The following is a 26,937-nucleotide window of genomic DNA, read 5'->3' as shown; positions in this document are numbered from 1 at the left end:
ATACTCTGATTTCCATCACCTTACCCGCATGTTTCGATCTCGTCCCGCATCGACAGAAGGAGCGATCCCATGTGGACACTTCCCGGACGGCTCGCGGCGACCGCCCTCGCCGCCTCCGTCGCAGCCCTGACCGTGATCGCGGTGGGCCTGTCCGCTCCGGCCTCGGCCGCCACCCTCTTCAGCGATGACTTCGCCGACGGCGACTCGGCGGGCTGGTCGTCCACGGGCGGCACCTGGTCGGTCGTGACCGACGGCTCACCGGTGCTCCGGCAGAGCGGCACCAGCTCCGACGCTCGGTCCCGGGCCGGCTCCGCGAGCTGGACCGACTACGCCGTCACGGCGCGGATCAAGCCCACCGCCGTCAACGGCGGCAACCGCTTCGTGGCACTGCTGGCCAGGGCGCAGTCGAACACCAACTACTACTACCTCGCCCTGCGCAGCAACAGCACCGTCGAGCTCAAGAAGCTGGTCGGCGGCTCCTCGACGACGCTCGCGAGCGCCCCGGCGGCCTTCGCCCTCGGCACCTGGCACACCCTGGCGCTGGAGGTCGCCGGCACCAGCCTGCGCGGCACGGTCGACGGCGTCAGCCTGGTGACCGCCACCGACGCGCAGTTCGCGTCCGGCCAGATCGGGGTGGCGACCTTCAACGCCGCCGCCAACATCGACAACGTCCTGGTCACGTCGGGTGCGCCGTCGTCGCCGAGCCCCAGCCCTTCCTCCTCGGCCGCCCCTTCGGCCTCGCCCTCGGCGAGCCGGAGTCCGAGCGCGAGCCCCAGCCCGAGCGGGCCGCCGATCCCACCGCTGCCCGGCGGCCCCGACGGCTTCGCCACGGTCGCGGGCTACGGCACCGCCACCACCACGGGCGGCGCGGGCGGTCCGACGGTGACCGTCTCGACGACGGCGGCGTTCCTCGACTACATCGCGCGCCCCGGCCCCTACACGATCCAGGTCGCGGGCACGATCACACTGCCCACCGGGACCACCGACGGCATGCACAGCGTCTCGTCGGACAAGACGATCGTCGGCCTCGGGTCGACCGGCCGGCTCACCGGCGGCGGGCTCAACGTCGGCATCCCGGTCAGCGACGCCGTCACCACTCCCCCGGCCGACGCCGTGCACAACGTCATCATCCGCAACCTGACGATCGACAACTCCACCGACGACCTCATCAACGTGCAGATGTTCTCCCACCACGTCTGGATCGACCACAACGACCTGTCCCGCGGCGGTGACGGCGCGGTCGACATCAAGCGCGGGTCCGACCTGCTCACGGTCTCCTGGAACAGGTTCCACGACCACTACAAGACCACCCTGGTCGGGCACGACGACGCCAACGGGGCCCAGGACACCGGGCGGCTGCGGGTGACCTACCACCACAACTTCTTCGACCGCTCCGACCAGCGCAACCCCCGGGTGCGCTTCTCGCCGCTGGTGCACGTCTACAACAACTACTACTTCGACAACAGCTACGGCATCGCCTCGACCAACGAGTCCGGGCTCTTCGTGGAGGGCAACTACTTCTTCAGCGTCAACAACCCCGGCCGGGTGGAGTTCAGCGGGCCGCTGGGCCGGATGGTGGAGCGCAACAACATCCTGGTCGAGTGCAACCACCCCATCGAGGTACGCGGCAGTGTGCCCGACCCGGCCGGCTTCTACGGCTACACCGTGGATCCGCCGGCGAGCGTGCCGACCCTCGTCCCCGCGGGTGCGGGCGTGGGCAAGGTGACCTCGTAGACCTACCCGGGCCGGGTCACGGGGTACGGCGGTCGGGTCACACGTCGCGGTAGCGCGCCTGCACGAAACAGTAGGCGCCGAACGCCGCCAGCCCGGCCGCCACCACGGCCAGAAGCAGCGGACCGAACGGCTGCTGCGGCAAGGTCTTGAGCGCCGCGTCCAGCCCGCCGGACCTGCTCGGCTCGTAGCGGATCCCGGCGAGCGCGACCAGCACCCCGACGACGACGTACGCGAACCCCTTGGCGAGGTAGCCCAGCTGGCCGAGGCGCACGGACGCGGTGCGTACGGCGGGGCTCATCTCGCCGGTCCGCAGGTGCCGGACGAACTTCTTCAGCAGCCCGTAGACGGCCAGGCCGATGCCGAGCCCCACCACCGCGATCCCGGCCACCACCACGATCGCCTGGCCGGCGCCGTGCCGCAGCAGGTCGGCGGTGAAGTCCTGCTGCTGCCGGGCGCTCGGGGTCGCCGTCCCGCGGACCACCTTCCACGCGGTGAACGCCAGCGCGGCGTAGATCACGACGCGGCTCAGCGACGCCAGCCGCTCGGCCGCCCGCTTCCAGCCCTGCTCGTCCTGGTGGCCGACCGCGGCGAGCAGCAGCTGCCAGACCGCCATCGCGATCAGGCCGATCGCCGTCACGATGAGGACGAACCGGCCCAGCGGCTGCGCGGCGATGGTCCGGAACGCACCGGTCTGCCCGTCGTCGGCGGCACCCCGGCCCAGCAGGATCTGCAGGCAGAGCCAGCCGAGAGCGAGATGCAGCAGCCCGTAGCCGACGAATCCGACCTGGGTGAGCCGCTTCAATATCACACTGCGCCTGGCTCGACGGGCGTGGCGCTGCGCACCTCCGACAACTGTCATATCAGGGCTATCTCCGTGCCCGGCTCCCGGCAAACCCCCGCCCCGCTGGGATTCCCGTCACCGATAGCGTGTCGGCATGACGGCGGACACCTGGTTGGCTGACACCCGCACCTCCTACGACACGGTCGCGGCCAGCTACGCCGATCAGGTGCGCGAGGTGTTGACCGGTGAGCCGTACCTGCTGGGGGTTCTGGCCCTGTTCGCCGACCTGGTCCGTGCCGCGGGCGACGGGCCGGTGGCGGACGTGGGCTGCGGGCCGGGACACGTCACCGCCCACCTGCACGGGCTGGGCCTCGACACCTTCGGCATCGACCTCTCCCCGGCGATGATCGAGGTGGCCCGGGGGGACCATCCCCGTCTGCGGTTCGAGGTGGGTTCGATGACGGAGCTGGAGCTCGCCGACGCCTCGGTGGCGGGATTGCTCGCCTTCTGGTCGCTGATCCACATCCCGGAGGCCGAGGTTCCCGTCGTCTTCCGGCACTTCCGGCGGGTGCTGCGCCCCGGCAGCCCGCTGCTGGTCGGCTTCCATGTCGGCGAGGGGTCGCGGCTGAAGACCGAGGGCTACGGCGGGCACCCGATGAGGGTGTACGTCCACCGGCGGACACCGGAGCTGGTCAGCGGCTGGCTGCGCGAGGCCGGGTTCGTGATCGAAGCCCAGATCCTGCTCGACCCGGACGAGAGCCACCCGGGCGCCGTCGTCTTCGCCCGCCGACCGGTCTAACGGGCGGCGGCCGCGGTCTCGGCGGTCTCGGCGTTGAGGCGTTCGGTGATGACGGCCAGGACGCGGGCCGCCGTGGCGAGATCCTCGGCCGGCAGGCCGCCGTAGGCCCGCGCGACCACCTCGTCGACGGCGGACCTGATCTGCCGGTGTAGCGCCGCGCCCTGTTCGGTGAGGGCGACCGTGGTGCCCGCTCCGACCAGCAGGCGTGCGTCCACCAGCTCGGCGATGGCAGTGGCGGCCGCAGCGTCGTCGATCTTCAGGGCGGCATGGAGGCGGCCGGCGAGCTGGTCCCGGTCGAACGAGCCGCCCGCGGCGGCGGTGAGGGTGAGCGCCACCCACTGGTTCTTCGTGGTGCCGGTGCGGGCCAGGATCCGCGCGAGCACCGGCAGGTGCGCGTTCTCCGCCTGGCCGACGATCTGAGGGGTGAGCGTCATGGTGACTCCGTCCATAGTCGTTGGCAACACCAACGGTTGCGAGAACACGGTATCAGATCGTTGGCAGCACCAACGATCTGATACGGTCGGGTCATGACACCCCCGCGGCTGGCCGCGCTGCCGAGCTGGCTGCTCACCCAGACCGCGGCGCACGCCCACCGGCTGGTCGCGGACACCTTCGCCGCCCAAGGCTCCCGGGGCTACCACTACCGGCTGCTCGCCGCGCTCGCCGACGGCGGCCCGGCCAGCCAGGCCGTGCTGGGACGGCGGACCGGCATCGACCGCAGCGACGTCGTGGCCGCCCTCAACGAGCTCGCCGACCAGGCCCTGATCGAGCGCTCCCCCGATCCGGACGACCGGCGCCGCAACACCGTCACGATCACCGGCGCGGGCACCGCGCGCCTGGACCACCTCGACGAGGTTCTGACCGGGGTGCAGGATCAGCTGCTGGCCCCGCTGTCGCCGGACGAGCGCGCGACCCTGATCCGGCTGCTCACTCGGGTTCTGGACCAGGCCGCCCCCTAGTCCTGCGGCAGGTGGGTCCTGGCTTCCTCGTAGCCGCCGGTGCCGACCGTCCCGGCCGGTGCGTAGAGCAGGCTCAGCACGCCGGTCTTGAACGTCTGCGACGAGATCAGGGTCAGCGGGATCGACGGCTCGCCGTCGTCGAACAGCCGCTCGCCCTTGCGAACGGCGATCGGGTGCACCAGCAGGTGCAGCTCGTCGAGCAGCCCGGCGGCGAGCAGCTGGCGGACGATCGAGACCGACCCGCTCATGGCGATGGCGCTGTCACCGGGTTCGTTCTTCAGCGCCGTGACCGCCTCCACGAAGTCGCCCCGGAGCTGCTCGGAGTTGCGCCAGGTGAAGTCGAGCCGCTGGTTCGACACGACGATCTTGCGCGCATCGCCGAGCTTCGCCGCGAAGTGGGCGTCCTCGCCGCCGGCCGCCTCCCGATCGGGCCAGGCACCGGCGAAGCTGTCGTAGGTCTTGCGCCCGAGCAGCATGGTGTCGGCGGCACCGAGGGTGGCGTCGACCGAGGCGCCCATCTCGTCGTTGAAGTACGGAAAATGCCACTGGTCCGGCGCTTCGACGACCCCGTCGAGTGAGATGAAAAGGCCTGCCGTGATCTTCCGCATGATCTCTCCCCCACTCGCCCGACGTGTCGACTCCAGTAAAGGCGATCCGCCCGCCGGCCGCATCTGGATCGACCATCGCCACTCACCGAGGGTTATCTTGTGGGCGTGACGCCGCATGATGTCCGCCTTCTGCTCGCGGAGTGGCTGCCGGTCCGCTCGGTCGCGCCGCTGGGCAGCGGGCTGGACCACCGGGCGTACGCGATCAACGGCGACCTGGTGGCCCGCGTGGCCGACGGGCCCGACGCCGCCGAAGCGGTGCAGCGGGACGCGGCGATCCTGGCCGCGCTGCCCGGCCACGCGACGCTGCCCACCCCGCAACCGGTGCTGGTCCGCCCCGAGCACGGCCTGCTCGTCTACCGCCTGCTGCCCGGCGTTGCGCTGCTGGAACGCCCCGACCGCAGCGGCTACGCCGACACGCTGGGCGCCTTCCTCGCCCGCCTGCACGCAGCACCGGCGGACCTGCTGGGCGAGCTGGCCGGTGTGGACGACACCCCGCCGCGCGAGTGGCTGGACGAGACCCGGGAGCTCGCCGGACGGCTGCCCGACGAGGTCCGGCGGTTGGTCGCGGAGTTCCTCGACACGGATCCGCCGGCGCCGGCCGACGACCTGGTCTTCACGCACAACGACCTCGGTGCCGAGCACATCCTGACCGTCGGCGGCGAGATCACCGGCGTCATCGACTGGACCGACTGCGCCGTCGCCGACCCGGCCGCCGACCTCGGCCGGCTCGTCCGCGACCTGGGCCTGCCCGCCCTGGACGAGCTCCGCCCCGGGCTGGACCACCGGACCCGGGAGCGGGTGCTGTTCTACGCCCGGTGCACCACAGTGGAGGATCTCGCCTTCGGGCTGGAGACCGGCCGCGATCCCTACACGCTCAACGCCCGCCGGGCGCTGGGGCGGCTGTTCGACCGGGATCGATGATTATCTTGGCGTGGTCGTCGGGCCGGGCGAGCGCCTCGAAGGCGGCCGGTACGCCGTCGAGGCCGACCGTGCCGGTGATCAGCCCCGCCGGGTCGACCTTGCCGTCGGCGAGCATCCGCAGGGTGTCGCTGAATTCGAGCGGCGTCTAGCCGACCACGAACCTCAGGTCGACCTCCTTGTCCAGCTACCGGTGGCGCAGGTAGACCTGCAGGAGGTAGCGGTGGCGCGGGTTGTCGATCGTGGCCAGGACGCGTTCCACGGCCCGGTTCTGCTCGGTGATGTCCAGCGTGAGGTCGCCGACCTGCACCATGGTCTCGCTTCTCCTACTCAAGGAATAGGGAATGCGCTCCGACGGCCGGTCAGAGTGCGGGCTCGGGCGCGAGCATGGCGGCGCGGTCGGCCTTGACGAACCGGGCGGCGAGGATCATGCCGAAAGCCGCGACCGCGAACGCCACCGGAACGGCGAGCATCATCGCCTGCTGCAGTCCCTGCGCGGCGCCGTCGACGGACCCGGTCGAGTCCGGGGCGAGGGCGTCGGACAGGAGACCGACCCCGATCCGGTCGCCGGCGCCGGCGAGCAGGTAGCCGATCGCCGCCATGAGGCCGATCGCCCCGGACCGCTGCCGCCAGGTAGATGATCCCCAGCAGGTAGCTCACGCTCAGGAACACCACGAGCTGCCACAGCGCCTGCTGCCCGGCGGCGAGCCCGGCGAAGGCGGACCGCGGCCGCGGCCAAGCAGACCGCCGCCACGACGACCCGGGCGGATGTCGACTTCGCCGCGGCCCGGTTCAGCCCCCCGGCCGCCGACCAGCAGCCCGATGACACCGATGACGAGGTCGCCGATCGCCCGGCGTCGGCCAGGTCGAGGCCGTAGTAGCGCCGCCCGCCTGTCCGACCGGCACCTGCAGGCCTTCGACGGCCCGGTCCGGGCGAACCACGACATCGAGGAGACCACCCGGGTCTACCTCGAGTGCAACCAGCGGGTACGCGAGGTCTCGCAGCGGCTCGGCGTGCACCCGAACACCGTCCGGTACCGGGTGCAGCGGTTCCAGCAGCTCACCGGCCTCGACCTCAAACGCACCGAGGACCTGGTGACCGCGTGGTGGCTGCTGAACCGCCGACGCGGCCCGGCGAGGAACCCGGCGCGCCCCGGGCGCTGACCCGGCTGTGGCGATCACGGAGTTCCGCCGGTGGTGCTGTGCGAGACTCTCCGGATGGATCCCGCGAGCCCGCCGCCGCGTACCCTCCGTGATCTTGTTCTTGCCACCGACTGGGCGGCGACCGCGCTGGGGAGCGTCGACGGCTGGTCCGACGCGCTCAAGACGACCGTGGGGCTGGTCCTCGGCGCCCGGATCCCGGCGATCGTCTTCTGGGGCCGCGACCTGGTCCAGGTTTACAACGACGGCTACGCGCCGCTGATCGGCGCGAAGCATCCCGCCGCGCTGGGCCAGACCGCGCAGGAGTGCTTCCCGGAGATCTGGGATGTCATCGGCCCGATGCTGCACGGTGTGCTGACGACCGGCGCGGCGACCTGGGAGCAGGACCAGCGGCTCTTCCTGGACCGGGCCGGGTTCGCCGAGGAGTGCTACTTCGTCTACACGTTCAGCCCGGTCGGCATCGACCCGATCGAGGGCGTCTTCTGCGTGGCGCTGGAGACCACCGCGCAGGTGATCGCCGAGCGGCGCTCGGTGCTGCTGCGCGACCTGGCCTCGTCGCTCGCCGCGCTGCCCAGCGCCGGGGAGGTGTTCGACACCGCCGTCGCGGTCCTGGGCCGCCACCGCGACGATGTCCTCTCCGGACACCTGCGGATCCTCGACGGCACACCGCCGCAGACCCTCTCCTGGGGCGGCGGCGACCCGGCACGCGGCGGCGTCGGCCCGGCGGAGGTCGACCGGCTGGTGGCGGCCGCAACGGCAGCCGGGCGGGTCGTCGTGGAGAACGCCGCCGTGCCGTCGGCGCCCTATCAGCTGGGCCGGCCCGTGGTGGTCGCCGCTCCGGTCGCCCGCCTCGGCTCCCCCGGACCGGCCGCCGTGCTCGTCATGGACGTGAACCCGCGGATCCCGTTCGACCTCCCCTACGGCGACTTCGTCGCGCAGGTGGCGGCGGTGATCGGCGCGGCGCTCGCGGTGGCGGAGGGGTTCGAGGCAGCCGCCCGGCGTGCTCGGGCGCTGGAGGAGCTGGACCAGGCGAAGACGGCGTTCCTGAGCAACATCAGCCACGAGTTCCGTACCCCGCTGACCCTGCTGCTGGGACCGCTCGCCGCCGCCGCCGACGACGACCGGCTCCCCGCCGACCTGCGCGCGTCGATGACGATGGCGCAGCGCAACGGCCGCCGGGTCCTCACGCTCGTCAACAGCCTGCTCGACATCTCCCGGCTGGAGGCCGGCCGGGTCGCCGCGACCTACCAGCCCACGAACCTGTCGGCGCTCACCGCCGACCTGACCAGCATCTTCCGCGGTGCAGCGGAGTCGGCGGGGCTCGACCTCGTCATCGACTGCGAGCCGCTCGGCGAAGCCGTCCACGTCGACCGGGAGATGTGGGAGCAGATCGTCACGAACCTGTGCGCGAACGCGGTGAAGTTCACCGACCGGGGCACGGTCACGGTGCGGCTCACCCGGGCCGGGGACGCCGCCCGGCTGGAGGTCGCCGATACCGGCATCGGCATCGCCGCCGCTGACCTGCCGTTCGTGTTCGATCGGTTCCGGCGGGCCGAGACCGGCCCCGCGACGACCCGGGCCGGCAGCGGGTTGGGGCTGGCGCTCGTCCGCGAGCTCGTCGACCGGCACGGCGGCCGCGTCACCGCGCGGAGTACGCCCGGCGTCGGATCGACGTTCGTGGTGACGGTCCCGTTCGGCACCGGGCACCTGGACCCGGCGCAGGTGGCGACGGGGCAGGTGGTGGCGCCGCGCGCCCTGTCCGCGTCGCCCGCCGACGTCGTCGAGGACCTCGGCGAGCACGGCGCCCACCGGCCGGACCCGCATCCGCTGGCCGCCTCGGCGGTGCGGGCCGAGGGCGGCGAGGCGACGATCTGGGTCGTGGACGACAGCACCGACATGCGCGACTATCTGACCAATCTGCTGCGCCCCGCCTGGGATGTCGTCGCCTTCGCCGCCGCCGAACCGGCCCTCGACGCACTCGCCGGGGCGCTGCCGGACCTCATCCTCAGCGACGTGATGCTGCCCGGCGCCAGCGGCCTGGACCTGCTCGCGGCGGTCCGCGCGGATCCGGCGACGGCCGGGGTGCCGGTGCTGCTGCTCTCGGCGCGAGCGGGCGAGGAGGCGACGCTGGAGGGCCTGCGGGCCGGTGCGGACGACTACCTCGTCAAGCCGTTCACCGCCCGGGAGCTGGTCAGCCGGGTCCGGTCGAACCTGCACCTGGCGGGTGTGCGGCGCGAGGTGGGCGCGCGGGCGCTGCGCCACGCCGCCCAGCTGGAGGCGCTCGCGGGCGTCGCGATCCAGATCATCTCCGCGGACACCCTGGACGACATCGCCGCCGCGGCGCGGGAGTTCGTGCGCGACAGGACCAGCGCGGGGGCCTGCTCGGTGACGCTGGTCCGGCCCGCCACCACCTGGCCGGAGCCCGGGGAGCCGGGCGCCGGGTCCGTGCGGATCCCGCTCACCGCCGACGACGGGTCGGCGCTCGGCTCCATCGACCTGGATCCGCGGCCGGGAGCGGAGCTGGGCGAGGAGGACCTCCGCCTCGTCGAGCAGCTCGCCCTGGTCGCGAGCCGGCGCATCGAGAACCTGCTCGACTACCGCCGCGAGCGGGGTATCTCCCACGCCCTGCAGCGCAGCCTCCTGCCCACCTCGCTCCCCCGGCTCGCCTCGGCCGAGATCGTCGCGCGCTACCGGCCCGCGGTCGCCGCGGTCGATGTCGGCGGCGACTGGTACGACGCGCTGATGCTCCCCGACGGCAGGCTGATGGTCACGGTCGGCGATGTCATCGGACACGACCTCACCGCGGCGATCGCCATGAACCAGATCCGGCTGCTGCTGCGGGCTCTGGCGGCCGACAGCGCCGGCCCGGCCGAGCTGTGCTCGACGGTCAACCGCCTGCTGCCGGCCGCCGGGGCCACGAGGCTCGCCACCATGGTCATCGCGTTCATCGATCCGGCGACCGGGCACACCACGATGGTCAACGCCGGGCACCCGCTGCCCATCGTCCGCTCCCCGGACGGCGTGGGCGAGGTGGCCGTACCCGCCTCGCTGCCCCTGGGGGTGCGGTCCGGCACCCGCTATCGCGACACCGACGTCGTCCTGGCGCCCGGTTCGATGCTGCTGCTCTACACCGACGGCCTGGTCGAGCGCCGGACCGAGCAGCCCCGCGACTCGCTCGACAAGCTGTTGCGCCGGGTCGCGGAGCTCGACCTGACCGACCTGGGTACGGCCGTGGACGCGCTGCTCGACGCTGGTGGCACCGACGCCGACGACGACATCGCCCTGCTCGCCGTACGTCGGTCGGCCTGACGCCTCGGCCGCGCCCGGGTCACGCGGGACGCAGGAAGAGCCGTGCGGTGAGGCCGTCCGATCGGTTGATCATGGCGAGATCCGGGAACAGCTTCCGGGTGATCCACAGCCCGCGCCCGCCCTGCGTGGTCGGTTGCGGGCGGTCCCGGGCCAGGTCGCGGTGCAGGCCGGGTCCCCAGTCCTGCACCTCGACCACGAGGCCGTCGGCGGTGCGCTCGACGGTGAGCCGACCGCGCCCGCCACCGTGGCGGATGGCGTTGGTGGCGAGCTCGCTCACGGCCAGGACCAGGTCGTCGCTGCGGCTGCCGCAACCGGCCTCCGCTGCCGCGTCCCGTACCAGCCCGCGGACCAAGGCCAGCCCGTTCAGCGTGAACTCCAGGTACACCGCGTTCGGCTCAGCCATTTTGGTACCTGCTTTTCTGCCCGATCCGGGCTCGGATCATGCCTACCCCGGCGTCGCCGCCGCGAAACACCGCCAGCCGTCTGGTCTCGTGGTGGTCAGGTGCCCGCCTCGATCTCCTCACCGGAGAGGTAGGGCCAGACGCCGGCGAGGTCGAGCACCCACCGGATGCGTTCACGGGGGTTGGTGACGGCGAAGCCGACACCGTGCTCCTCGGCGAGCTGGTAGCCGGTGATCAGGGCGGCGATCCCGCTGGAGTCCAGGAACGTGACACCGCCGAGGTCGACGACGATCGCCTGCGGGCGCCCGCTCACCGCCGCGGTGAGCGCCGCCGACAGCTCCGGCACGGTGGCGAGGTCGACGTCCCCCGCTATCGCCACCCGGACCGGGCCGGGATCGGCCTGCGACACGTCGATCGTCAGCCCCACTCCGACTCCCCCTCGATACCCATGTGCTCGCTCATACCCGATGCGGCGCGGCACAATCGCAGGTTACACACGCAACCGGTCGGCCGTGCGGCGGATCTCGGTGCCGGGACGTTCGCCGGTTACGGTTTTCCGCCATCGGATCCGCCGGATTGGCCCCATGGTCCGCAGCACCGCCACTGCCTAGCGTCGAGGCATGATCAGTCTGCAAGGCTTGACGAAGCGCTACGGCGAGCGCCTCGCCGTCGACGGCCTGTCCCTGGCACTCCGGCCGGGCACGGTGACCGGTTTCCTCGGACCCAACGGCGCGGGCAAGTCGACCACGATGCGCATGATCCTCGGCCTCGACCGCCCGACCGCGGGCGTCGCGCTCATCGGCGGTCGCCCTTACCACCAGATCAAGAATCCGCTGTGTACGGTCGGGGCGCTCCTCGACGCCCGCGCCGTGCACCCCGGGCGCAGCGGGGAGGCGCACCTGCTGGCCCTGGCGCGCAGCAACGGCATCGGGGCCCGCCGGGTGGGCCAGGTGCTGGAGACCGTCGGCCTGGGCGGTGCGGCACGCAAGCGGGCCGGGACCCTGTCGCTGGGCATGAGCCAGCGGCTGGGCATCGCCGGCGCACTGCTCGGCAACCCCGCGGTGCTGATCTTCGACGAGCCGGTCAACGGGCTCGACCCCGACGGTGTGCGCTGGGTCCGGCACCTGATGCGCGAGCTCGCGGCGCAGGGCCGCACCGTCTTCGTCTCCAGCCACCTGATGAGCGAGATGCAGCTCACCGCCGACCACCTCGTCGTCATCGGCAAGGGGCGCCTGCTCGCGGACGCGCCGCTGGCGGACGTGATCGACGGCGGCACCCTGGCGAGCGTGGTGGTGCGCAGCCCGTACGCCGGTGACCTCGCCGGGCGGCTGCGTGCGGCGGGGATGGCGGTCCGGCGGGTCGCCGAGAACGAGCTGGAGGTGACGGGAGCGGCCCTGGACCGGGTCGGCGACGCCGCCTTCGACGCGGGCATCCGGTTGCACGAGCTCAGCGTCCGCAGCGCGTCGCTGGAGCAGGCCTACCAGCGGTTGACGGCGGACAGCGTCGAGTTCGGCGCGCAGACGACGGGAGCAGAGGCATGATGCGCGAAGTGCGGCAGGTCATGGGTTCGGAGTGGACCAAGCTGTGGTCGGTCCGGTCGACCTGGTGGTGCCTTGCGGGCACGGTCGCGCTGATGGTGCTCAGCGCGTTCACCCTCGGCGGCGCCAGGGCGACCGACATGCTCAACGCCGCCGGCCCGGGCACCCCGTTCGCCGCCACCCAGCCGGTAATCTCCGCGGCGGTCTTCGTCCAGTTCACGCTGATCACCCTGGCGATGCTCGCCATCACCGCCGAGTACGCCGGCGGCGGCATCCGCACCACCCTGCAGGCCACGCCGGTCCGGGGGCGGCTGCTCGCGGCGAAGGCGCTCGTCATCGTACCGGTGATCTTCGTCGCCGGGATCGTGTCGGGTGCGGTGGCGGCGGGAGCGACCTACGCGGTGCTCTCGACGGAGCTGTTCGGCGGCTATGCGACGCTGCCGCCCGGGCGGACCGCGGTCGACCTCGCCCGGGTCGGGGCCTTCCTCGCCCTCGTCGGCCTGTTCGCCCTCGGGGCCGGCACGGCGCTGCGCAGTGCGGCGGGGACGCTGACGGTGGTGTTCCTGGCGCTGGTCGGATTCCCGATGATGCTGGTGATGACCGGGAGCGAGGCGGCGCTGGCGGTGGCGATGCGCCTGCCGCTCTTCGCCGGGCTGGCCTTCATGGGCAGCGACGACGCCCTGACCGGCGGCCCGATGCCCTACCCCGCCGCCGAGGGCCTGGGCTGGCTGGTGGGCTGGGCCGCGCTCGCGATGGGCGTCGGCTACGCCGCGCTGCGCCGGCGCGACGCGTAGCCGGTCGTGGGCAGAGGATCAGCCCTCGGCGTGCTCGAGCGCCTCTTCGGCGCGCTCGGGGCTGCCCTCGGCGAGGCCGCGGTCGATCGCGCGGCGGGACGCGAGCCACATCACGACCCCGGCGAGCAGCACGATGCCCTCGGTGACGGTCAGCGCCCAGATGATGCCGGCCAGCCCGAACCAGAGGTTGCCGAGGATCACGATCGGGATGAACAGGACGCCCTGCGTCACCGACATCACGGTCGCCGCGAGCACCCGCCCGGTGGCCTGGAACAGCGAGGTGAGCAGGCCGGTGAACCCGTTCGCGATCATCGCCACGAGCTGCGCGGTGAGGATCGTGACACCGATCGCCAGGACCGAGTGGTCCGCCACGAATGCGGAGAACACCTGCTCGCGGAGGATGAACACGGCCGTCGAGAAGACCAGGGCGATGCCGCCGACCGTGATGGCGGAGGCGCGCAGGGCCGAGGTGAGGCGGGCGCGGTCGCCCTTGCCGTAGGAGTAGGCGAGCAGCGGCAGCACTCCGAACGTCACGCCCATGACCAGGAACTCCGGCACCTGCGCGATGCGGACCGCGACGCCCATCGCCGCGAGCGGGTCGTCGCCGTAGGCGGCTGCCAGGTTGTTGAGCACCAGCGAGGTGACGATGAGGAAGGCGGACTGGAGCAGGGTGCCGACGCCCACGCCGAGGACGGGCTTCAGCACGGCCGGCGCGAGCGTGAACCAGCGCGGTGCGAGGCTCATGTGCTCGCTGTGGCGGGCCAGCCAGACGGCGAAGTAGCCGACGACCACGAGGTTCGCCAGTCCCATGCCGAGCGCCGCACCGGCGACGCCCCAGTGCAGCACCAGGATGAACAGGACGTCGAAGACGACGTTGGCGACGGCGGAGGCGATCAGCCCGATCATCACCTGCCGTGCGGCGCCCTCCGCCCGGACGAGTTGTTCGAGGCAGACCGCAGCGGCGAGGACGGGGACGAAGGCGAGCATGACGGCGACGAAGGCTCGCGTCGCAGGTGCGGCGGCGGTGTCCGCGCCGAGGGCCGACACGAGCGGGTGCAGCGCGAGCAGCCCGATGCCGCCGAGCACGGCGCCGACGATCACGGAGCCCCAGACGGCGAAGGACGACACCCGCCTGATCTCGCCGGCCTTGGCGGGTTCGTGCTCCGCGGCGCCGAGCAGGCGCGAGACCAGGGCCCCGCCGCCGACGCCGAACACGTTGCCGATCGCCATGACCAGGCCCAGCACCGGCGCGCCGAAGGTGATCGCGGCGAGCAGCGAGGTGTCGTGCAGCGAGCCGATGAAGCCGGCGTTGATGAGGTTGTAGACGGCGCCGACGATCATCGCGGCGGCCATCGGCACGCAGAGGTGGATGAGGGCGCGGACGATCGGCGCGGCCGAGAGGTACCAGCGGTTGGTGCCGACGGCGGCCTGCGCCGGGGTTTCGAGGTTCGCGGTGGTTGTCATGACTGCTCCTTTTCCGGGCAGGGTGGATCGCGCGCCGGCGGGCGCCGGCACGGTGAGGTGGTGGTGCGCGGCCCTGCCGCGCGGCTGCGGTCGTTAGCGGGTCGGCTGCGGCAGTTCCGCGGTGATCTTCGTGAGCAGGGCGTGCAGGGCGGCCCGCTCGGCCTGGTCCAGCGGGGCGAGGATCGTGTCGTCGGCGGCGGCCATCGCGGTGTCGAACCCGGCGATGAGCTCGACTCCGACCGGCGTCGCGTAGACGCGCTTGCTGCGCTCGTTGCCGCTCTCCGTGCGGCGCTCGACGAGGCCGCGGCGCTCCAGCCCTTGCAGCAGGCTCGAGACGCTCGCCGCGCTCGTGCGGCTCACCTCGGCGATGTCGCGCTGGATGGCACCGGGGTTCTGGACCAGGTAGCCGAGCACGAAGGCCTGCTCATGGGTGAGCTCACGGGCTCGGATCCAGTCCTCGCCCGCCTTTCGCTGCGCCCATCCGATCCAGCGGACCAGTCCGAGAGTGCCTGTGAGTTCCGGTGCGTCCATAATTAGAACTCTAACTGTTCGAACTCTAACTGTCAACGCTCGAACTGATCACGGGACCGGTGTATGCCCCTAGACTTCGTTCCCGTGCCCGGTGGACGCACGATCCGTACCCTCGTCGGCGTGCTTCTCGGCATGCCGCTCGCCGTGGTGGAGCTCGCCCTCGTCACCGTCGGCACGCCGCTGCGGCTCATCGGGGCGGCCCGGACCAGCGTCGACCGGGCCGTCGCGCGGCTGATCGCGCTGGAACGGGCCCGGCTCGCGGCCTGGTTCGACCACGGCACGACCCGCACCGGCGGGCCGGGCTACCTCGCCGTCCGCGCCGCCCTCGGCATCGCCGCCGCGGCCGCGAGCGCACCCGTCGCGTTCCTCAGCGCCCTCTTCCTCGGCGGCGCGCTGTGGGAAGTGATCTCGGGCCGCTCCTCCCCCGTGCCGGTGGAGCTGCCCGGGGTCAAGCTCGCCACCAGCAGCTGGGCCCTCGGACTGGCCCTCGCGGCGCTGCTCGCCGCGGTGGCGGTGCTCCTGCTCCTCGCGGTCGGGGCTGCCGAGCGGCGGCTCGCCGACCGGTTCCTCAACCCCGACGGGCGGGAGACGATGCGGCGGCGCATCGCCGAGCTGACCGCCACCCGGTCCGGCATCGTCCGGGCCGTCGACGACGAGCGGCGGCGCATCGAGCGCGACCTGCACGACGGGGTGCAGCAGCGCGGTGTCGCCCTCGCGGTGCTGCTGGGACGCGCCCGGCACGCCACCGATGCGACGACCACGGCCGCGCTGCTGGACCAGGCCTACGCCGAGTCGCGGCACCTCCTCGACGAGCTGCGCAGCGTCGCCTGGCGGATCTACCCGACCGCGCTGGACGAGCTCGGCCTGCGCGCGGCGCTCGCCGGGGTCGCCGAGCGGTCCCCGGTGCCGGTGACCGTGCACGACGGGCTCACCGAGCGGCCCGTCTCCGCCGTGGAGACCGCGCTCTACTTCGTGGCCCGCGAGGCGATCACCAACGCCGTCAAGCACGCGGGCGCCCATGACATCCTGGTCATCCTCACCTGCGACGATCAGGCGGTGCGCGTGGTGATCTCCGACGACGGCAGCGGCGGCGCTGACCCGTCCGGCAGCGGCCTGGCCGGCCTGGCACGGCGGTGCCGCGCCCTCGACGGCGACCTCACGGTCGACAGCCCGGTCGGCGGGCCGACGACCGTCACCGCGACCCTGCCCCGGGCGGCACCGTGCGACTGATCCTCGCCGACGACTCGGTGCTGCTGCGCGAGGGTCTGAGCAGGCTGCTCGAGGACGCCGGCCACGAGGTCGTCGCCGCGGTCGGCGACGCGCCCGCGCTGCTCGCCGCGGTCGAGGCGCACCGGCCCGACCTCGCCGTCATCGACGTGCGGATGCCGCCCACCCACACCGACGAGGGGCTGCGGGCGGCGCTGGAGATCCGCGAGCGCCATCCGGGTACGGGCGTGCTGGTGCTGTCGCAGTATGTCGAGAAGACCTACGCCGCCACGCTGCTCGCCGGGGTCGGCGGTGGCGGCCTGGGGTACCTGCTCAAGGACCGGGTGTCGGAGGTGGGCGACTTCCTCGGCTCGATCGAGCGCGTCCGTGCCGGGGAGGCCGTCTTCGACCCCGAGGTGGTCCGGCAGCTGCTCGCCCGTACCTCGCACGCCGACCGGCTGCTCCGGCTGAGCGAGCGCGAGTCGCAGGTTTTGCGCCATCTGGCGGCGGGCATGGTCAACGGGGCGATCGCCGACCGGCTGCATGTCTCCCTGAGTACGGTCGAGAAGCACGTAAACTCGATCATGGAAAAGCTGGAACTGCCCCAGACGCCCGGCTACAGCCGCCGGGTGCTGGCGATCCTGCATTACCTCGACGGCTGACCGATCTTCCCGACAACGACGGAGCCCGCGATGAGACTGCTGATGATCGGTGCCCCGGGCAGTGGCAAGGGGACCCAGGCCACCCGGGTCGCCGCCCACTACGGCATCGAGCACATCTCCAGCGGGGACCTGCTGCGCGAGCACGTCACGGCCCACACCGGCATCGGGCAGACCGTCGCCGGCTATCTCAACCGCGGCGACCTCGTCCCCGACGAGATCGTGATGGACGTGCTGCGCGGGCCCGTCGCCGAGGCCGGCGGGCGCGGCGGTTACATCCTCGACGGCTTCCCCCGCACCGTCGACCAGGCCCGCGCCGCGCACGCCGTCGCCGAGCCGCTCGGACTCGCCATCCGGATCGCCGTCTACCTGCGCGTACCCAGGCCCGACCTGGTGCGGCGGCTGCTCGGCCGGGGCGCGAAGTCGGGCCGCACCGACGACACCGCCGCCGTCGCCGAGCACCGGCTGCAGGTGTTCGACGACCTCACCGCACCCCTGCTGGACTACTACGCCGAGCGTGCGACGGTCGTCACCGTCGACGGTGCCGAACCCATCGACAGCGTCACCCAGGCGATCATCACCGGCATCGACGGGGCGGACACCCACCCCGACCGGTAGCGAGCCCTCCGTCGCGGCACGGCCTCCGGCGGCGGGTCGGCGGCGACGGCCGCTGTCCCAGCGGCGCCCTATCCTGGGCGCATGAACCTGGAATTCAGCGGCGAGGTGTGGTTCTGGAAGGGCCCTGCGCCGTGGCACTTCATCACCGTCCCGGAGGCGGAGTGCGCTGCGCTGGCCGCCGCCTCGTCGGCGGTGACATACGGCTGGGGCATGATCCCGGTCGCGGCCCGCATCGGGGAGACCGACTGCACGACGTCGCTGTTCCCGAAGGACGGCGGCTACGTCGTGCCGGTCAAGGCGGCGGTGCGCAAGGCCGAGGACCTCGACGTGGGCGACACGGTCGCGGTCCAGTTGACCGTCGACATCTAGTTCGTAGATCTGGTGCGTTTTCGGTCGTCATGATGACGGAAACGCACCAGATCTACGAATCGCGCTACGCGTCCACCAGTGCGGGCGTGCGGATGTCCTGGTCGATCCCGGCTCGCTCCGGACGGAGTTCGTCGATGCGCACCAGCACCACACCGGCCACGATCAGCCCGCCGCCGAGCATCTGCACGGGCGTCGGCAGCTCGTCGAGGACCAGCCAGGCGATGAGGACCGCGAAGAGCACCTCGGTCAGCCCGACGAACGACGAGAGCCGGGCGCCGAGGATCCGCGCCGCGCCGATGCCGGAGATGTAGGCGACGACGGCGGCGACCAGCGACAACCCGAGGATCGGCACCAGCCAGCTCATCGTGCTGCCGGCGAACTGCACATCGCCGAAGGTGGCGTGCAGCGGCAGGATGCCGACGGCGCCGAGGAGCACCAGCGCGCCGGTGCCGACGGCCATGCCGCCGCTCGCGACCGCCATCGACGGCAACTCGGGGTCGATCCTGGCCGACAGGACGAAGTAGACGGCCAGGCCGATGGCGGCGCTCAGGCCCCACACCACGCCGACCGGGTCGATGCGGTCGCCGCCGGTCAGATCGAGGACGAAGGCCAGGCCCAGCATGGCGGCGACGGAGCCGGCGACCGTGAGGCGGCGCGGCCGCTGGCCGTGGGCGACCCACATCCAGCCGACGACGAGGATGATGCCGAGATACTCCAGGAGCAGCGCGACCCCGATCGGCAGGTAGCGCACTGCGTTGAAGAAGGCGACCTGGGCGCCCGCGACCGCGAGCAGCCCGAAGACGCCGACGGTCCCGAGGTTGCGGCGCAGGACGTGCCACCGGCCGCGCAGCGCGAAGGCGGCGGGGACGGCGAGGACCAGTGACGCGATGCCGATGCGGGCGATGATGGCGGCCGGTGCCGACCAGCCCGCGTCGATCAGCGACCGGGCGAACGTGCCGGACGTGCCGAAGGTGACCGCGGACAGCAGCGCCAGACCGAGGCCGAACCTGGCGGTGGGGCGCATGAGCTTCTCCGATCGCCGTCAGTGCCGTGGGCAACTGTCGTCATGAGCAAAACACGTCTATGCTCATGACAGTATGCGAGCGTGTGACAGGAGTCAAGATGGTTTTTGCCCATGACACCGAGGTTTCGCTGGTCGCCGCCGCCGCCCTGGTCAACACCGACGGGGACGAGGAAGGGCTGGCCGACCTGGCCGCGCTCGACGAGTTCGTCCGGGCCAACGGCTGGACCGGTCAGCGGGACCGCACCCTCGCCGAGCTCCAGGCGGTCCGGGACCTGCGCCCCCGCCTGCGCCGGATCTGGTCCGCCGACGAGGACGAGATCGTCGAGATCACCAACACCCTCCTGCGCGAGTTCAACGCGTTGCCGCAGCTGGTCCGGCACGACGAGTGGGCGTACCACCTGCACGCGACCCCGGCCGACGCGCCGCTGGCCGCGCGGATGGCCGTGGAGGCGGCAATGGCCTTCGTCGACGTCGTCCGCTTCGGCGAGCTGAGCCGGCTGCGGACCTGCGACATCCCGGACTGCGGCAGCGTCATGGTCGACCTGACGAAGAACCGCTCCAAGCGCTTCTGCGACACCACCTGCGGCAACCGTGCGGCGGTCACCGCCTACCGCGCCCGCAAGGCCGCCGCCAAGGGCTGACACCGCGCCGACCGCCTTCCGGCGTCCGCTGTGGAGGGTCATATGTTGACCGCCATGACCTCCCCCTCCACTCCCCTGGTGCCCGGCTGGGGCCCGCTCACCTATGAGCTCGGCCGGGCCGCGTCACCGGTCGCGGTCCACTTCACCACCCGCTACCCGTACGCCAAAGCCGTCCAGCATCGCTATCGCGACTCGGCCGGGCCGATCCTGATCGGCAGTGCGGGAGCGCATCCGGGGACGCTGGGTACGGCGTTCGACTGGGCGGTGCGGTTCCAGCTGCACCCGTTCCCCAGCCCCGATCTCGCGCTCGCGGGGGTGTGGCGGCGGTCCCCCGCCCTGGCGGACGCGGCCATGGACCTGATCCTGCGGCTGGGCATCGCCGTCGACGACGACGGTGCCGCCGGAGTCGCGACCTTCACCGGCCCGGCGGCCGGGTCGACCGCCGATCGGGAGCTGCTGTTGCGTGGCTGCTGGGCACTGGCCCTGCTCACCGAGGTCTTCCGGATCGGCGGGGTCCATCCGCAATCCGCTCTCGCCGCCCTCGACGGCGGGGGCCGGATCGACGCCGACGACCTGCTGGCCATCGCCCCGACCGCCGCGGTGGACGAGCTCGGGCAGCTCGCCGACCTCGCCGCCACGGCGCTGGTCGCGCCGATCGCGCAGCGCACCGGCGTGTGGGCGCTCGGGCCGGCCTTCGAGGGTTCCCGGCTCATGGCGGCCGACGCCGACTTCATCGCCGGCGGGCTCCTCGTCGAGATGAAGTCCGGGCTCGGCGGCAAACGCGCCGACGGCACCCGCCGCCTCGGCCTCGACGGTTCGACGCTCTACCAGCTGCTCGGGTACGCGCTGCTCGACTTCGCCGACGAGTACGCCCTGGACTCCGTCGCCGTCTACGCAGCCCGGTACGGCCACCTCGCCCGATGGCCGCTGGCGGAGCTGCTCCGCGAACTCACCGGCCGCGCCACCGATCTGGCGACCGAACGCGCGGCGCTCCGCTCGGTCCTCCTGCCGGTACTGGACATCGGCTAGCGGAGAGCCTGGTCCTGCGGCAGCGGCACGACGTAGGAGTCGACACGGGCGATGAGTCCGTCGCGGAAGGTGAAGAGGTCGTTGAAGGCGAAGCGGAACGGCCCGTGGTCGAGGCTGACACCTCGGCCCTCGCCCGTGGTGACGACGACCGGTCCGTCCTCGTAGACGCGCTGGACGTCGAGCTCGGGGCTGCCGGTGAAGGCCGGATTCTCGATCTCGCCGTCGAACTCGGCCTTGCCGCGGGTGGTCCGATGGCCGTGGATGACCCACTCGACGTCGTCGGTGAGGGTCGCGAGGATGCGCGGGTGGTCGCTCGTGCGGAACCCGCCGAAATACTCCTCGACGAGGTGGCGCTGCGTGGTCCGGTCCATCGTGGTCTCCGTCCTGGTGCGGTGGATCAGTGCCGCAGGTGTGCGGCGAGGGAGTCGAGGATCGACGCGAGCCCGTCGGCCGCCTGTGCCGTCCGGAGCTCCGGGGGAAGCCGGCGCTGGTGGACCGTCAGATCCGTGCCGTCGCCGACGGCGTGGAGGGTCACGGTCGTGCGGAGCCCGGTGACCGGCTCGTCGAAGACGAGCTCGTGCGGGGCGGCGACGCTCACATACACGAATCGGAGCCGGGTGGTCGCGCCGCTCGGTGCCCGGGTGTCCAGTGCGAACTCTCCGCCGGGCCGGAGGTCGACGGTCACGGACTCAGGGGTAACGGTCGCGTGCGAACCGCCCCAGAACGCCGCGATGCTCGCCGGTGACGTGAACGCGGTCCAGACCCGCGCGGGTGCCGCCGACAGGCGGCGCCGGGCGATCAGCTCGTCGCCGTGCAGTTCCGCGCCGGTCACAGGGCCGCTCCGTCGGTGAGGTGCGCTTCGAGGGCGCTGAGCCGGTCGTCCCATGCCCGGCGCTGGTCGTCGATCCAGGTGCCGAGCTGAGACAGCCGGTCGACTCGCAGCCGGCACGGTCGCCGCGTGCCCTCACGCCGCTGCTCCACCAGGCCGCATCGCCGCAGCACGCCGATGTGGTGAGAGATGGCCTGCTGGGTCATGTCGAACGGCTCGGCGAGCTCGCCCACCGTGGCGTCGCCGCGAGCCAGGCGGGTCACCAGGGCGCGGCGGACCGGGTCGCCGAGGGCGGCGAAGGCGGCGTCGAGTCCCGGGCCGGGAGCCGCGAGTGGGGCGGGCATGGCATCACCCTAACGCAAACAACTGTTTTCACAAGCAACCGTTTGTTGAGTGGTGCGCGGAAACCAGCGAAAACCGGTGGACCGGCACCGCCGGGCGCGCTTACCGTTCTGCCGAGCCATGCCGCCGAGCCGAGGACGTTCCGTTGTACGCCCTGTGAGACCTGCCGAACGCTGATTCGTCGCGCGTCGCGCCCTGTGCGCCGCGCTCCTTTTTGCTGCGGACTTCTCACTGAAACCGGTGTATCACTGTGCTCATATCCTGGGCCGTCGTGCCCACCCGCATGCCCCTCGTCCTGCGCCGCTGCCACGCGTGCGCGTCCGAGACCTTCCGGGCGAACGGCAAATTCCGCGTCAACGCCAACCACAAGCTCCTCGATGTCTGGCTCCTCGTGCTCTGCACCTCGTGCGGGGACACCGCCAAGCTCACGGTTCTGGAGCGGACCAATGTGCGCTCCATCCCTCCCGAACTGCTGGACCGACTGCACGACAACGACCTCGGCCTCGCAGCCGAACTGCTCCAGGACCCGGTCGTGCAGCACCGCAACCGCATCGCCCTCGACTGGGACGACGCCTGGCGTCTCGACACCGGCGGATCGGACCATCTGGACCGCGAGGTGGTCGATGTCTCGGTCCGGTTCGGGGCGCGGATCCCCGTCCGACCGGCGCGGCTGATCGCCGAAGGCTTCGCCCTGTCGCGGGGCGAGGTCGAGCGGCTCATCACCGAGGGGAAGCTCGTCTCGGCGGTCCGGCTGAGCGGCAAGCTCTCCGGCGACTTCACCTACACGCTCAAACGCTGAGTCCCCACGGACCCCGGGGCCGGTCCGGCACGAACGCTGGACCGGCCCCGGGGCGCTGATCAGTTGTGGCGCAACGAGGTGATCCAGCGGACGGTGCCGCCGGTGTTGTAGGGCACCGCGAGCAGCGGGCGGTCCTGCGGCGTGGTCACGGCGTAGGTGACCAGGGCACCGAGCGTGCTGAAGTCCATCGGCCGGCCGTCGTTGTCATAGGCCACCTTGACGACGTTGAACGTGTTGTCGGGGTTGGTGCTGATGTCGAGCACGCTCTGTCCGCTGCAGAGGGTGTTGATCTGCGACCGGGTGATGCCCGCGTACCAGCACCAGCCGTAGCCCTCGTCGTTGCGGACGAAGATCACGACGAACCGGTTCTGGGCGTAGCTCACGATGTTGGTCAGCCGGTTGGTGCTGCCCAGGCAGGCGCCGACCCCGGCGAAGTCGGTGTCGCACCATCCCCACGTCTTGGCGTTGGCGCCGGTGTTGGAGACCATCACCACGGCGTAGAGGGTCGAGGAGTGCTTCACCGCGGTGATCAGGCGCGCGCTGTTCTGCGTGAGCAGGGTGTTGACCTGCGCCATCGTGACACTCGGGTACCACCACGACCCGGTCGCGTAGGCGCCGGTGTTGCGGACCGCGGTCCACCGGAAGCGCAGCGGCGAGGAGGTCACGACCCGCAGGTCGGTGATCCGCGCGTTGTTCGAGACGAGGAAGTTGGTGGTCCACGCGCTGTCCACGTTGTCGTATGTCCACCACGAGGTGGCGACGGACTTCACCCGGTCGTCGGCCGGACCGGGGTAGGCGTGTGCCGAGCTTGCCAGGCCGAGCAGCAGCGCCGTCGACGCGGCGAGCGTGATGATCGTTTTCTTCCAGAAGCGCATCGGGCTCCCTTTCCATCGGGGTTGGGGTGAGCGCCATGTCTACGCCGGCACCGGCAACGCCGCGGTGGTGACCGCACCCGCAAGATCACCACCGGATCACCACCGCCATGGGGCAGGCTGCGGGCATGATGTTCAGCCCTGTGAAGTCCATGCGTGCGGGTGCCCTCGTGGCGGCAGCGGTCCTGGCCGCAGTCACCGTCATCGGTCTGTCCCCGGCAGCAGCCGCACCGTCGCCCACTCCGGCGGCGGCCGGGGTGGGTTACGAGACGGGCCTGCTCTGCCCGCCCAAGACGTGCATCGGCGGCAGCGGTTTCATCTGCGCCGGGGGCAGCGACTGCGGCCTGTGGGTCCTGCGCAACGGATGCGGGGACTGCCGGCGGCTCGCCCTCGACTACGACCTGCGCGCGCACACCGCCGCGCACGACCCGGAGGTCTTCACGGGCCAGGTCGTCTTCGAGTCCGGCCAGGCCGTCACGACCCTGGCGTTCCGGCCGTCCGCGGCCGTGACGAGCATCGACGTTCAGCTGAAGGTCGACGGCACGGTGGTCCACCGGCAGACCGTCAGGTAGCCCGGATCAACTCATCCGCCTCGGCGGGCGCGTTCGCCCTCCGGTAGAGCCACACCGCCCGCTGGCGGTGCTCGTCGGCGACGGCGTCCTGCCCGCCGCGACGGGCCAGCTCGGCCAGCGCGCGATGGATCGCGGCCTCCTCGTACGCGTCGGGCACCGCCGCCCGCAGGGCGAGCGCCTGCCGCAGGCACTCCCCGGCGGCAGCCAGCTCGCCGTCGCGCAGCTGCACCCGCGCCATCGCCGTGAGGCACACCGAGATCTGGTGCTGATCACCGAGTTCGCGGCCCAGCTCCAGCGCCTCCCCGACGTGGTCGAAGGCTGAACCCCGCTCGCCCGCTTCGAGCAGCACGGTGCCGATGCGGAGCAGGCTGTCGACCTGGTGCTGCCGGTCGTCGATGGCCTGCTGCAGCTTGAGCGCCTGGCGGTAGCTGTCCAGCGCCGCCTCCCGGCCGCCCTGCGCCAGGCAGGCCTCGCCCAGGCCGATCAGCACCATCGCCTCCATGCGCTGGTCGCCCGCGTCCCGGGTCAGCCGCAGCGCCTCGGCCAGGTCCGGTCGGCCCAGGTCCGGCCGCCCCTGGCGGACCCGGCCGAGGCCGATGTTGTGGAGGGCGACCGCGACACCGATCCGGTCGCCGACGGCGAGTTGCGCGGCGAGCGCCTGCTGGTAGATCTCGACCGCCTCGTCGAAGCGCCGCAGCCGGGCGTAGGCGGTGCCGATGCTGTTGCGGATGCGCCCGGCGCCGAGATCGTCCCCGGCGGCCCGCGCGCGCTCCATCGCCGGATACAGGCAGTCCAGCGCCTCGGTGAACCGCAGCATCCGCAGGTAGGCCAGCCCCAGCGCGCCGCCCATCACGCCCTCGGCCAGGGCGTCACCGGCCCGCTGCGCCGCCGTCAGGCCGAGGCGGCACAGCTCGATGCGGTCCGTCCACTGCCCGCGCGTGCTGTAGAAGCCGCTGAGCAGGTAGACCAGCTGCCAGGCGGCGACATCGCGCCCCTCGTCCACGGCGAAACGGGTCACCGGCAGCAGGTTGGGCCGCTCGGCGTCGAGATAGGCCAGCAGGGCCCGCACCGCCGAACGGCAGCTGCGCGGGTGGATAGGTCAGCTCCGGCGTCACCCGGTCGTAGGTCGAGGGCTGCGAGCGGTTGGCCGCGTCGGCGATGCCGAGGTACCAGTCCAGCAGCCGTGTCACCGTCTCGTCCCGGCTGTCGTCGACGCACTCCCTGGCGTACACACCGATCAGATCGTGAAAGCGGTAGCGGCCGCCGCCGACGGCGGCGATCAGGTGCGCGCCCACCAGCTCCGCGAGCGCCTCCGTCTGGTCGCCGCCGCCGACGGCTGCGGCCAGGTGCGGATCAAAACCAAGCTCCGGTTGTACGCCGAGCCGCCGGAACAGCGCCGCGGCAGGCTCGGAGAGCGTCCGGTACGCGCTGGCGAGGACGGCCCGGACCCCGCGTGCGTCGCCCTCGATGTCGAGAACGCCGAGCCGGTCCACACCGGACAACTCGGCCGCCAGCTCGCCGAACGTGAGTTCCGGCCGGTGCAACAGCTTCGCCGCGACGATGCGCAGCGCCAGCGGCAGCCCGGCGCAGAGCCTCGCCACGGTGGCCGCGTCGCTGCGCTCCCGGTCGATCCGCGGGGCGCCGACCACCGCCCGCAGCAGCGCCAGGGACTCCTCGCCAGACATCGCGCCGAGCTGGACGGCGCAGACCGAGTGATAGGTCGTCAGGGCGGCCATCGCCCGCCGGCTCGTCACCACCAGCGCGCTCGTCGGTGACGCCGGAACGAACGGCAGCACCTGGTCGCTGCTGGCGGCGTTGTCGAGCACGATCAGCACCGACCGTCCGTCCAGATGCGACCGCAGCAGGCCCATCTGCTCCTCCCGGTCGCCCGGCAGCCAGCTCTCCGGCACGCCCAGCGACCGCAGCGCGTGGACGATCGCCGCCGCCGGGGTCATGGCCAGGCGGTCGTCGTGGCCGCGCAGGTCCAGGAAGAGCTGGCCGTCGGGGAACCGGTCCCGCACGGTGTGCGCCCACTGCACCACGACGGCGGTCTTGCCCATCCCGCCCGCGCCGCTGACGACCACGATCGGCGCATCGGAAGCACCGTCGAGCGCCTCGTCGAGGGCCCGCATCTGCTCGCGCCGCCCGGTGAAGTGCCCGACCCGGGGCGGGAGCTGGGCCGGACGCGGCATCTGCGGCCGTGGCGCATCCTCGCGGGCCGCGTCCTCCACGGCCACGTCCTGGCGCAGGATCGCCGTGTGCAGCCGCTGGAGATCCGCCGACGGATCGGCGCCCAGCTCGTCGGCGAGCCGCACCCGCAACCGCCGGTAGGCCCCCAGCGCCTCGGCCGGCCGACCGGACCGATAGCAGGCCTGCATCAGCAGCTCCACCATCCGCTCCCGCAACGGGTGGTCGACCAGCACCCGTTCGGCCTCGGCCACGACCGAGCCGTGGCGACCGAGGCGGAGCTCGGCGTCGCACAGGTCCTCCACGGCGGTCAGGCGTACCTCCTGCAGCCGATGGACCTCCGCCTCGCCCCAGCCGAACAGCTCCCCGTCCTGCACCGGATCGCCGCGCCACAGCGCCAGCCCGTCCCGGAACCGTTCGACGGCGCGGGCCAGCCGGTTCTCCGCCAGGTCCGCCCGCGCCGCGGCGACGATGTCCTCGAACCGCAGGCCGTCGACGTCGTCGCGGCTCGCCGCCAGCAGGTATCCGGAGCCCGACGTCACCAGCAGATCCGGTGAGCCGCACGCGTGCAGCACGCGGCGCAGCCTCGCCACATGGCCGTGCAGTGTCTTGAACGCCGTCCGCGGCGGCTCGGCGCCCCACAACGCGTCGACCAGCCGCGCCGACGGAACGGACCTGCCCGCGTTGAACGCGAGCGCACCCACCAGTGCCCGCTGGCGTACGCCGCTGAGCACCGCGTTGCCGCTGGGCCCGGTGAGCTCGACCGGACCGAGTAACCGGACCGCCATGGCAT

At 72.3% G+C, this 26,937-nt stretch carries 33 protein-coding genes; 16 read left to right on the top strand and 17 right to left on the bottom strand.

Annotation, left to right across the window (positions count from 1 at the left end):
• Nucleotides 1-69: 69 nt before the first annotated feature.
• Entirely contained in the window at nt 70-1,734 is a 1,665-nt protein-coding gene (locus F4553_RS01365) for a pectate lyase family protein (protein WP_184831057.1), read from the top strand.
• A 37-nt stretch (nt 1,735-1,771) separates the two neighbouring features.
• On the opposite strand, the gene F4553_RS01360 is transcribed toward F4553_RS01365, so the two are convergent.
• The gene (locus F4553_RS01360; protein ID WP_184831055.1) at nt 1,772-2,593 is read right to left on the bottom strand and encodes a DUF1206 domain-containing protein; all 822 of its coding nucleotides are present in this window, start codon (nt 2,591-2,593) and stop codon (nt 1,772-1,774) included.
• Nucleotides 2,594-2,669: 76 nt separating this feature from the next.
• Here F4553_RS01360 and F4553_RS01355 point away from each other — a divergent pair, with 76 nt between their 5' ends.
• On the top strand, nt 2,670-3,314 hold the full coding sequence (locus F4553_RS01355; RefSeq protein ID WP_184831053.1) for a class I SAM-dependent methyltransferase: 645 nt from the start codon (nt 2,670-2,672) through the stop codon (nt 3,312-3,314).
• Here the strand turns inward: F4553_RS01355 and F4553_RS01350 are convergent.
• Entirely contained in the window at nt 3,311-3,748 is a 438-nt protein-coding gene (locus F4553_RS01350) for a winged helix DNA-binding protein (protein WP_184831051.1), read from the bottom strand. The genes F4553_RS01355 and F4553_RS01350 overlap by 4 nt on opposite strands.
• Before the next feature lie 93 nt (nt 3,749-3,841).
• On the opposite strand from F4553_RS01350, the gene F4553_RS01345 reads away from it, so the two are divergent.
• On the top strand, nt 3,842-4,273 hold the full coding sequence (locus F4553_RS01345) for a MarR family winged helix-turn-helix transcriptional regulator (protein WP_184831049.1): 432 nt from the start codon (nt 3,842-3,844) through the stop codon (nt 4,271-4,273).
• Here the strand turns inward: F4553_RS01345 and F4553_RS01340 are convergent.
• Complete coding sequence (locus tag F4553_RS01340) at nt 4,270-4,881, bottom strand: dihydrofolate reductase family protein (RefSeq protein ID WP_184831046.1); 612 nt, start codon at nt 4,879-4,881, stop codon at nt 4,270-4,272. The genes F4553_RS01345 and F4553_RS01340 overlap by 4 nt on opposite strands.
• Nucleotides 4,882-4,986: 105 nt before the next feature.
• Between F4553_RS01340 and F4553_RS01335 the strand changes: the two genes are divergently transcribed.
• Nucleotides 4,987-5,802, top strand: a complete 816-nt coding sequence (locus F4553_RS01335; RefSeq protein ID WP_184831044.1) for a phosphotransferase — start codon at nt 4,987-4,989, stop codon at nt 5,800-5,802.
• Here the strand turns inward: F4553_RS01335 and F4553_RS01330 are convergent.
• The 3 genes from F4553_RS01330 to F4553_RS01325 all read right to left on the bottom strand — a co-directional run bounded on the left by F4553_RS01330 (nt 5,756) and on the right by F4553_RS01325 (nt 6,401).
• Entirely contained in the window at nt 5,756-5,917 is a 162-nt protein-coding gene (locus F4553_RS01330) for a hypothetical protein (protein WP_221469649.1), read from the bottom strand. The two genes, F4553_RS01335 and F4553_RS01330, sit on opposite strands and share 47 nt — an antisense overlap.
• A 69-nt stretch (nt 5,918-5,986) precedes the next feature.
• The gene (locus tag F4553_RS41650) at nt 5,987-6,112 is read right to left on the bottom strand and encodes a hypothetical protein (RefSeq protein WP_281394927.1); all 126 of its coding nucleotides are present in this window, start codon (nt 6,110-6,112) and stop codon (nt 5,987-5,989) included.
• A 49-nt stretch (nt 6,113-6,161) separates the two neighbouring features.
• Entirely contained in the window at nt 6,162-6,401 is a 240-nt protein-coding gene (locus tag F4553_RS01325) for a hypothetical protein (protein ID WP_184831042.1), read from the bottom strand.
• Between the two features lie 229 nt (nt 6,402-6,630).
• On the opposite strand from F4553_RS01325, the gene F4553_RS01320 reads away from it, so the two are divergent.
• Together F4553_RS01320 and F4553_RS01315 are read left to right on the top strand one after the other, a co-directional pair.
• Complete coding sequence (locus F4553_RS01320; RefSeq protein WP_246465793.1) at nt 6,631-6,963, top strand: helix-turn-helix domain-containing protein; 333 nt, start codon at nt 6,631-6,633, stop codon at nt 6,961-6,963.
• Between the two features lie 54 nt (nt 6,964-7,017).
• Nucleotides 7,018-10,269, top strand: coding sequence for a SpoIIE family protein phosphatase (locus F4553_RS01315; protein ID WP_184831038.1), 3,252 nt, complete (start codon nt 7,018-7,020; stop codon nt 10,267-10,269).
• 19 nt (nt 10,270-10,288) lie between these two features.
• Here the strand turns inward: F4553_RS01315 and F4553_RS01310 are convergent, their stop codons facing one another.
• Together F4553_RS01310 and F4553_RS01305 are read right to left on the bottom strand one after the other, a co-directional pair.
• Nucleotides 10,289-10,672, bottom strand: a complete 384-nt coding sequence (locus F4553_RS01310) for an ATP-binding protein (protein ID WP_184831036.1) — start codon at nt 10,670-10,672, stop codon at nt 10,289-10,291.
• A 95-nt stretch (nt 10,673-10,767) separates the two neighbouring features.
• Nucleotides 10,768-11,097 carry an STAS domain-containing protein gene (locus F4553_RS01305; RefSeq protein WP_184831034.1) on the bottom strand — a complete coding sequence of 110 codons (330 nt, stop codon included), beginning with the start codon at nt 11,095-11,097 and terminating at the stop codon, nt 10,768-10,770.
• Nucleotides 11,098-11,290: 193 nt separating this feature from the next.
• Here F4553_RS01305 and F4553_RS01300 point away from each other — a divergent pair, with 193 nt between their 5' ends.
• Both F4553_RS01300 and F4553_RS01295 read left to right on the top strand, forming a co-directional pair.
• Complete coding sequence (locus tag F4553_RS01300) at nt 11,291-12,211, top strand: ATP-binding cassette domain-containing protein (protein WP_184831032.1); 921 nt, start codon at nt 11,291-11,293, stop codon at nt 12,209-12,211.
• Nucleotides 12,208-13,002 (top strand): ABC transporter permease, encoded by a 795-nt coding sequence (locus F4553_RS01295; protein WP_184831024.1) that lies wholly within the window; start codon nt 12,208-12,210, stop codon nt 13,000-13,002. The genes F4553_RS01300 and F4553_RS01295 overlap by 4 nt, the downstream gene beginning before the upstream one ends.
• Before the next feature lie 18 nt (nt 13,003-13,020).
• Here F4553_RS01295 and F4553_RS01290 read toward each other — a convergent pair whose 3' ends face one another.
• Complete coding sequence (locus F4553_RS01290; protein WP_184831022.1) at nt 13,021-14,466, bottom strand: MATE family efflux transporter; 1,446 nt, start codon at nt 14,464-14,466, stop codon at nt 13,021-13,023.
• A 93-nt stretch (nt 14,467-14,559) separates the two neighbouring features.
• A complete protein-coding gene (locus tag F4553_RS01285; RefSeq protein ID WP_184831020.1) occupies nt 14,560-14,997 on the bottom strand; it encodes a MarR family winged helix-turn-helix transcriptional regulator in 438 nt (145 codons plus the stop codon).
• An 84-nt stretch (nt 14,998-15,081) separates the two neighbouring features.
• On the opposite strand from F4553_RS01285, the gene F4553_RS42180 reads away from it, so the two are divergent.
• The 4 genes from F4553_RS42180 to F4553_RS01265 all read left to right on the top strand — a co-directional run bounded on the left by F4553_RS42180 (nt 15,082) and on the right by F4553_RS01265 (nt 17,849).
• Nucleotides 15,082-16,227, top strand: coding sequence for a sensor histidine kinase (locus tag F4553_RS42180; RefSeq protein ID WP_221469647.1), 1,146 nt, complete (start codon nt 15,082-15,084; stop codon nt 16,225-16,227).
• Nucleotides 16,218-16,865 (top strand): response regulator transcription factor, encoded by a 648-nt coding sequence (locus F4553_RS01275; protein ID WP_184831017.1) that lies wholly within the window; start codon nt 16,218-16,220, stop codon nt 16,863-16,865. Before F4553_RS42180 ends, F4553_RS01275 begins: the two co-directional genes overlap by 10 nt.
• A gap of 30 nt (nt 16,866-16,895) precedes the next feature.
• The gene (locus tag F4553_RS01270; protein ID WP_184831015.1) at nt 16,896-17,480 is read left to right on the top strand and encodes an adenylate kinase; all 585 of its coding nucleotides are present in this window, start codon (nt 16,896-16,898) and stop codon (nt 17,478-17,480) included.
• An 81-nt stretch (nt 17,481-17,561) separates the two neighbouring features.
• Nucleotides 17,562-17,849, top strand: a complete 288-nt coding sequence (locus tag F4553_RS01265) for a DUF1905 domain-containing protein (protein ID WP_184831013.1) — start codon at nt 17,562-17,564, stop codon at nt 17,847-17,849.
• 64 nt (nt 17,850-17,913) lie between these two features.
• Here the strand turns inward: F4553_RS01265 and F4553_RS01260 are convergent, their stop codons facing one another.
• Nucleotides 17,914-18,873 carry an EamA family transporter gene (locus F4553_RS01260; RefSeq protein ID WP_184831011.1) on the bottom strand — a complete coding sequence of 320 codons (960 nt, stop codon included), beginning with the start codon at nt 18,871-18,873 and terminating at the stop codon, nt 17,914-17,916.
• 98 nt (nt 18,874-18,971) lie between these two features.
• On the opposite strand from F4553_RS01260, the gene F4553_RS01255 reads away from it, so the two are divergent.
• On the top strand, nt 18,972-19,514 hold the full coding sequence (locus F4553_RS01255; protein ID WP_184831009.1) for a CGNR zinc finger domain-containing protein: 543 nt from the start codon (nt 18,972-18,974) through the stop codon (nt 19,512-19,514).
• A 54-nt stretch (nt 19,515-19,568) separates the two neighbouring features.
• Nucleotides 19,569-20,543 carry a hypothetical protein gene (locus F4553_RS01250; RefSeq protein ID WP_184831007.1) on the top strand — a complete coding sequence of 325 codons (975 nt, stop codon included), beginning with the start codon at nt 19,569-19,571 and terminating at the stop codon, nt 20,541-20,543.
• On the opposite strand, the gene F4553_RS01245 is transcribed toward F4553_RS01250, so the two are convergent.
• The 3 genes from F4553_RS01245 to F4553_RS01235 are packed head-to-tail and all read right to left on the bottom strand — an operon-like array spanning nt 20,540 to nt 21,716.
• Nucleotides 20,540-20,914: a nuclear transport factor 2 family protein gene (locus F4553_RS01245; RefSeq protein WP_184831005.1), complete on the bottom strand. Its 375-nt coding sequence runs from the start codon at nt 20,912-20,914 to the stop codon at nt 20,540-20,542. The two genes, F4553_RS01250 and F4553_RS01245, sit on opposite strands and share 4 nt — an antisense overlap.
• A gap of 26 nt (nt 20,915-20,940) precedes the next feature.
• The gene (locus F4553_RS01240) at nt 20,941-21,375 is read right to left on the bottom strand and encodes an SRPBCC family protein (RefSeq protein WP_312875056.1); all 435 of its coding nucleotides are present in this window, start codon (nt 21,373-21,375) and stop codon (nt 20,941-20,943) included.
• The gene (locus tag F4553_RS01235; protein ID WP_184831002.1) at nt 21,372-21,716 is read right to left on the bottom strand and encodes an ArsR/SmtB family transcription factor; all 345 of its coding nucleotides are present in this window, start codon (nt 21,714-21,716) and stop codon (nt 21,372-21,374) included. The genes F4553_RS01240 and F4553_RS01235 overlap by 4 nt, the downstream gene beginning before the upstream one ends.
• A gap of 269 nt (nt 21,717-21,985) precedes the next feature.
• Here F4553_RS01235 and F4553_RS01230 point away from each other — a divergent pair, with 269 nt between their 5' ends.
• Nucleotides 21,986-22,513: a DUF1062 domain-containing protein gene (locus tag F4553_RS01230; RefSeq protein ID WP_312875055.1), complete on the top strand. Its 528-nt coding sequence runs from the start codon at nt 21,986-21,988 to the stop codon at nt 22,511-22,513.
• 59 nt (nt 22,514-22,572) lie between these two features.
• Here F4553_RS01230 and F4553_RS01225 read toward each other — a convergent pair whose 3' ends face one another.
• Complete coding sequence (locus tag F4553_RS01225) at nt 22,573-23,388, bottom strand: hypothetical protein (RefSeq protein ID WP_184830998.1); 816 nt, start codon at nt 23,386-23,388, stop codon at nt 22,573-22,575.
• 125 nt (nt 23,389-23,513) lie between these two features.
• Between F4553_RS01225 and F4553_RS01220 the strand changes: the two genes are divergently transcribed.
• Nucleotides 23,514-23,957, top strand: coding sequence for a hypothetical protein (locus F4553_RS01220; RefSeq protein ID WP_184830995.1), 444 nt, complete (start codon nt 23,514-23,516; stop codon nt 23,955-23,957).
• Here the strand turns inward: F4553_RS01220 and F4553_RS40495 are convergent.
• Both F4553_RS40495 and F4553_RS01215 read right to left on the bottom strand, forming a co-directional pair.
• The gene (locus F4553_RS40495) at nt 23,950-24,807 is read right to left on the bottom strand and encodes a tetratricopeptide repeat protein (RefSeq protein ID WP_281394955.1); all 858 of its coding nucleotides are present in this window, start codon (nt 24,805-24,807) and stop codon (nt 23,950-23,952) included. The two genes, F4553_RS01220 and F4553_RS40495, sit on opposite strands and share 8 nt — an antisense overlap.
• A 19-nt stretch (nt 24,808-24,826) precedes the next feature.
• Nucleotides 24,827-26,932 (bottom strand): AfsR/SARP family transcriptional regulator, encoded by a 2,106-nt coding sequence (locus F4553_RS01215; protein ID WP_184830993.1) that lies wholly within the window; start codon nt 26,930-26,932, stop codon nt 24,827-24,829.
• Nucleotides 26,933-26,937 lie beyond the last annotated feature (5 nt).

It is taken from the genome of Allocatelliglobosispora scoriae (genome assembly GCF_014204945.1).
GTDB lineage: Bacteria > Actinomycetota > Actinomycetes > Mycobacteriales > Micromonosporaceae > Allocatelliglobosispora > Allocatelliglobosispora scoriae.
This window is presented reverse-complemented; position numbering and strand designations above follow the sequence as displayed.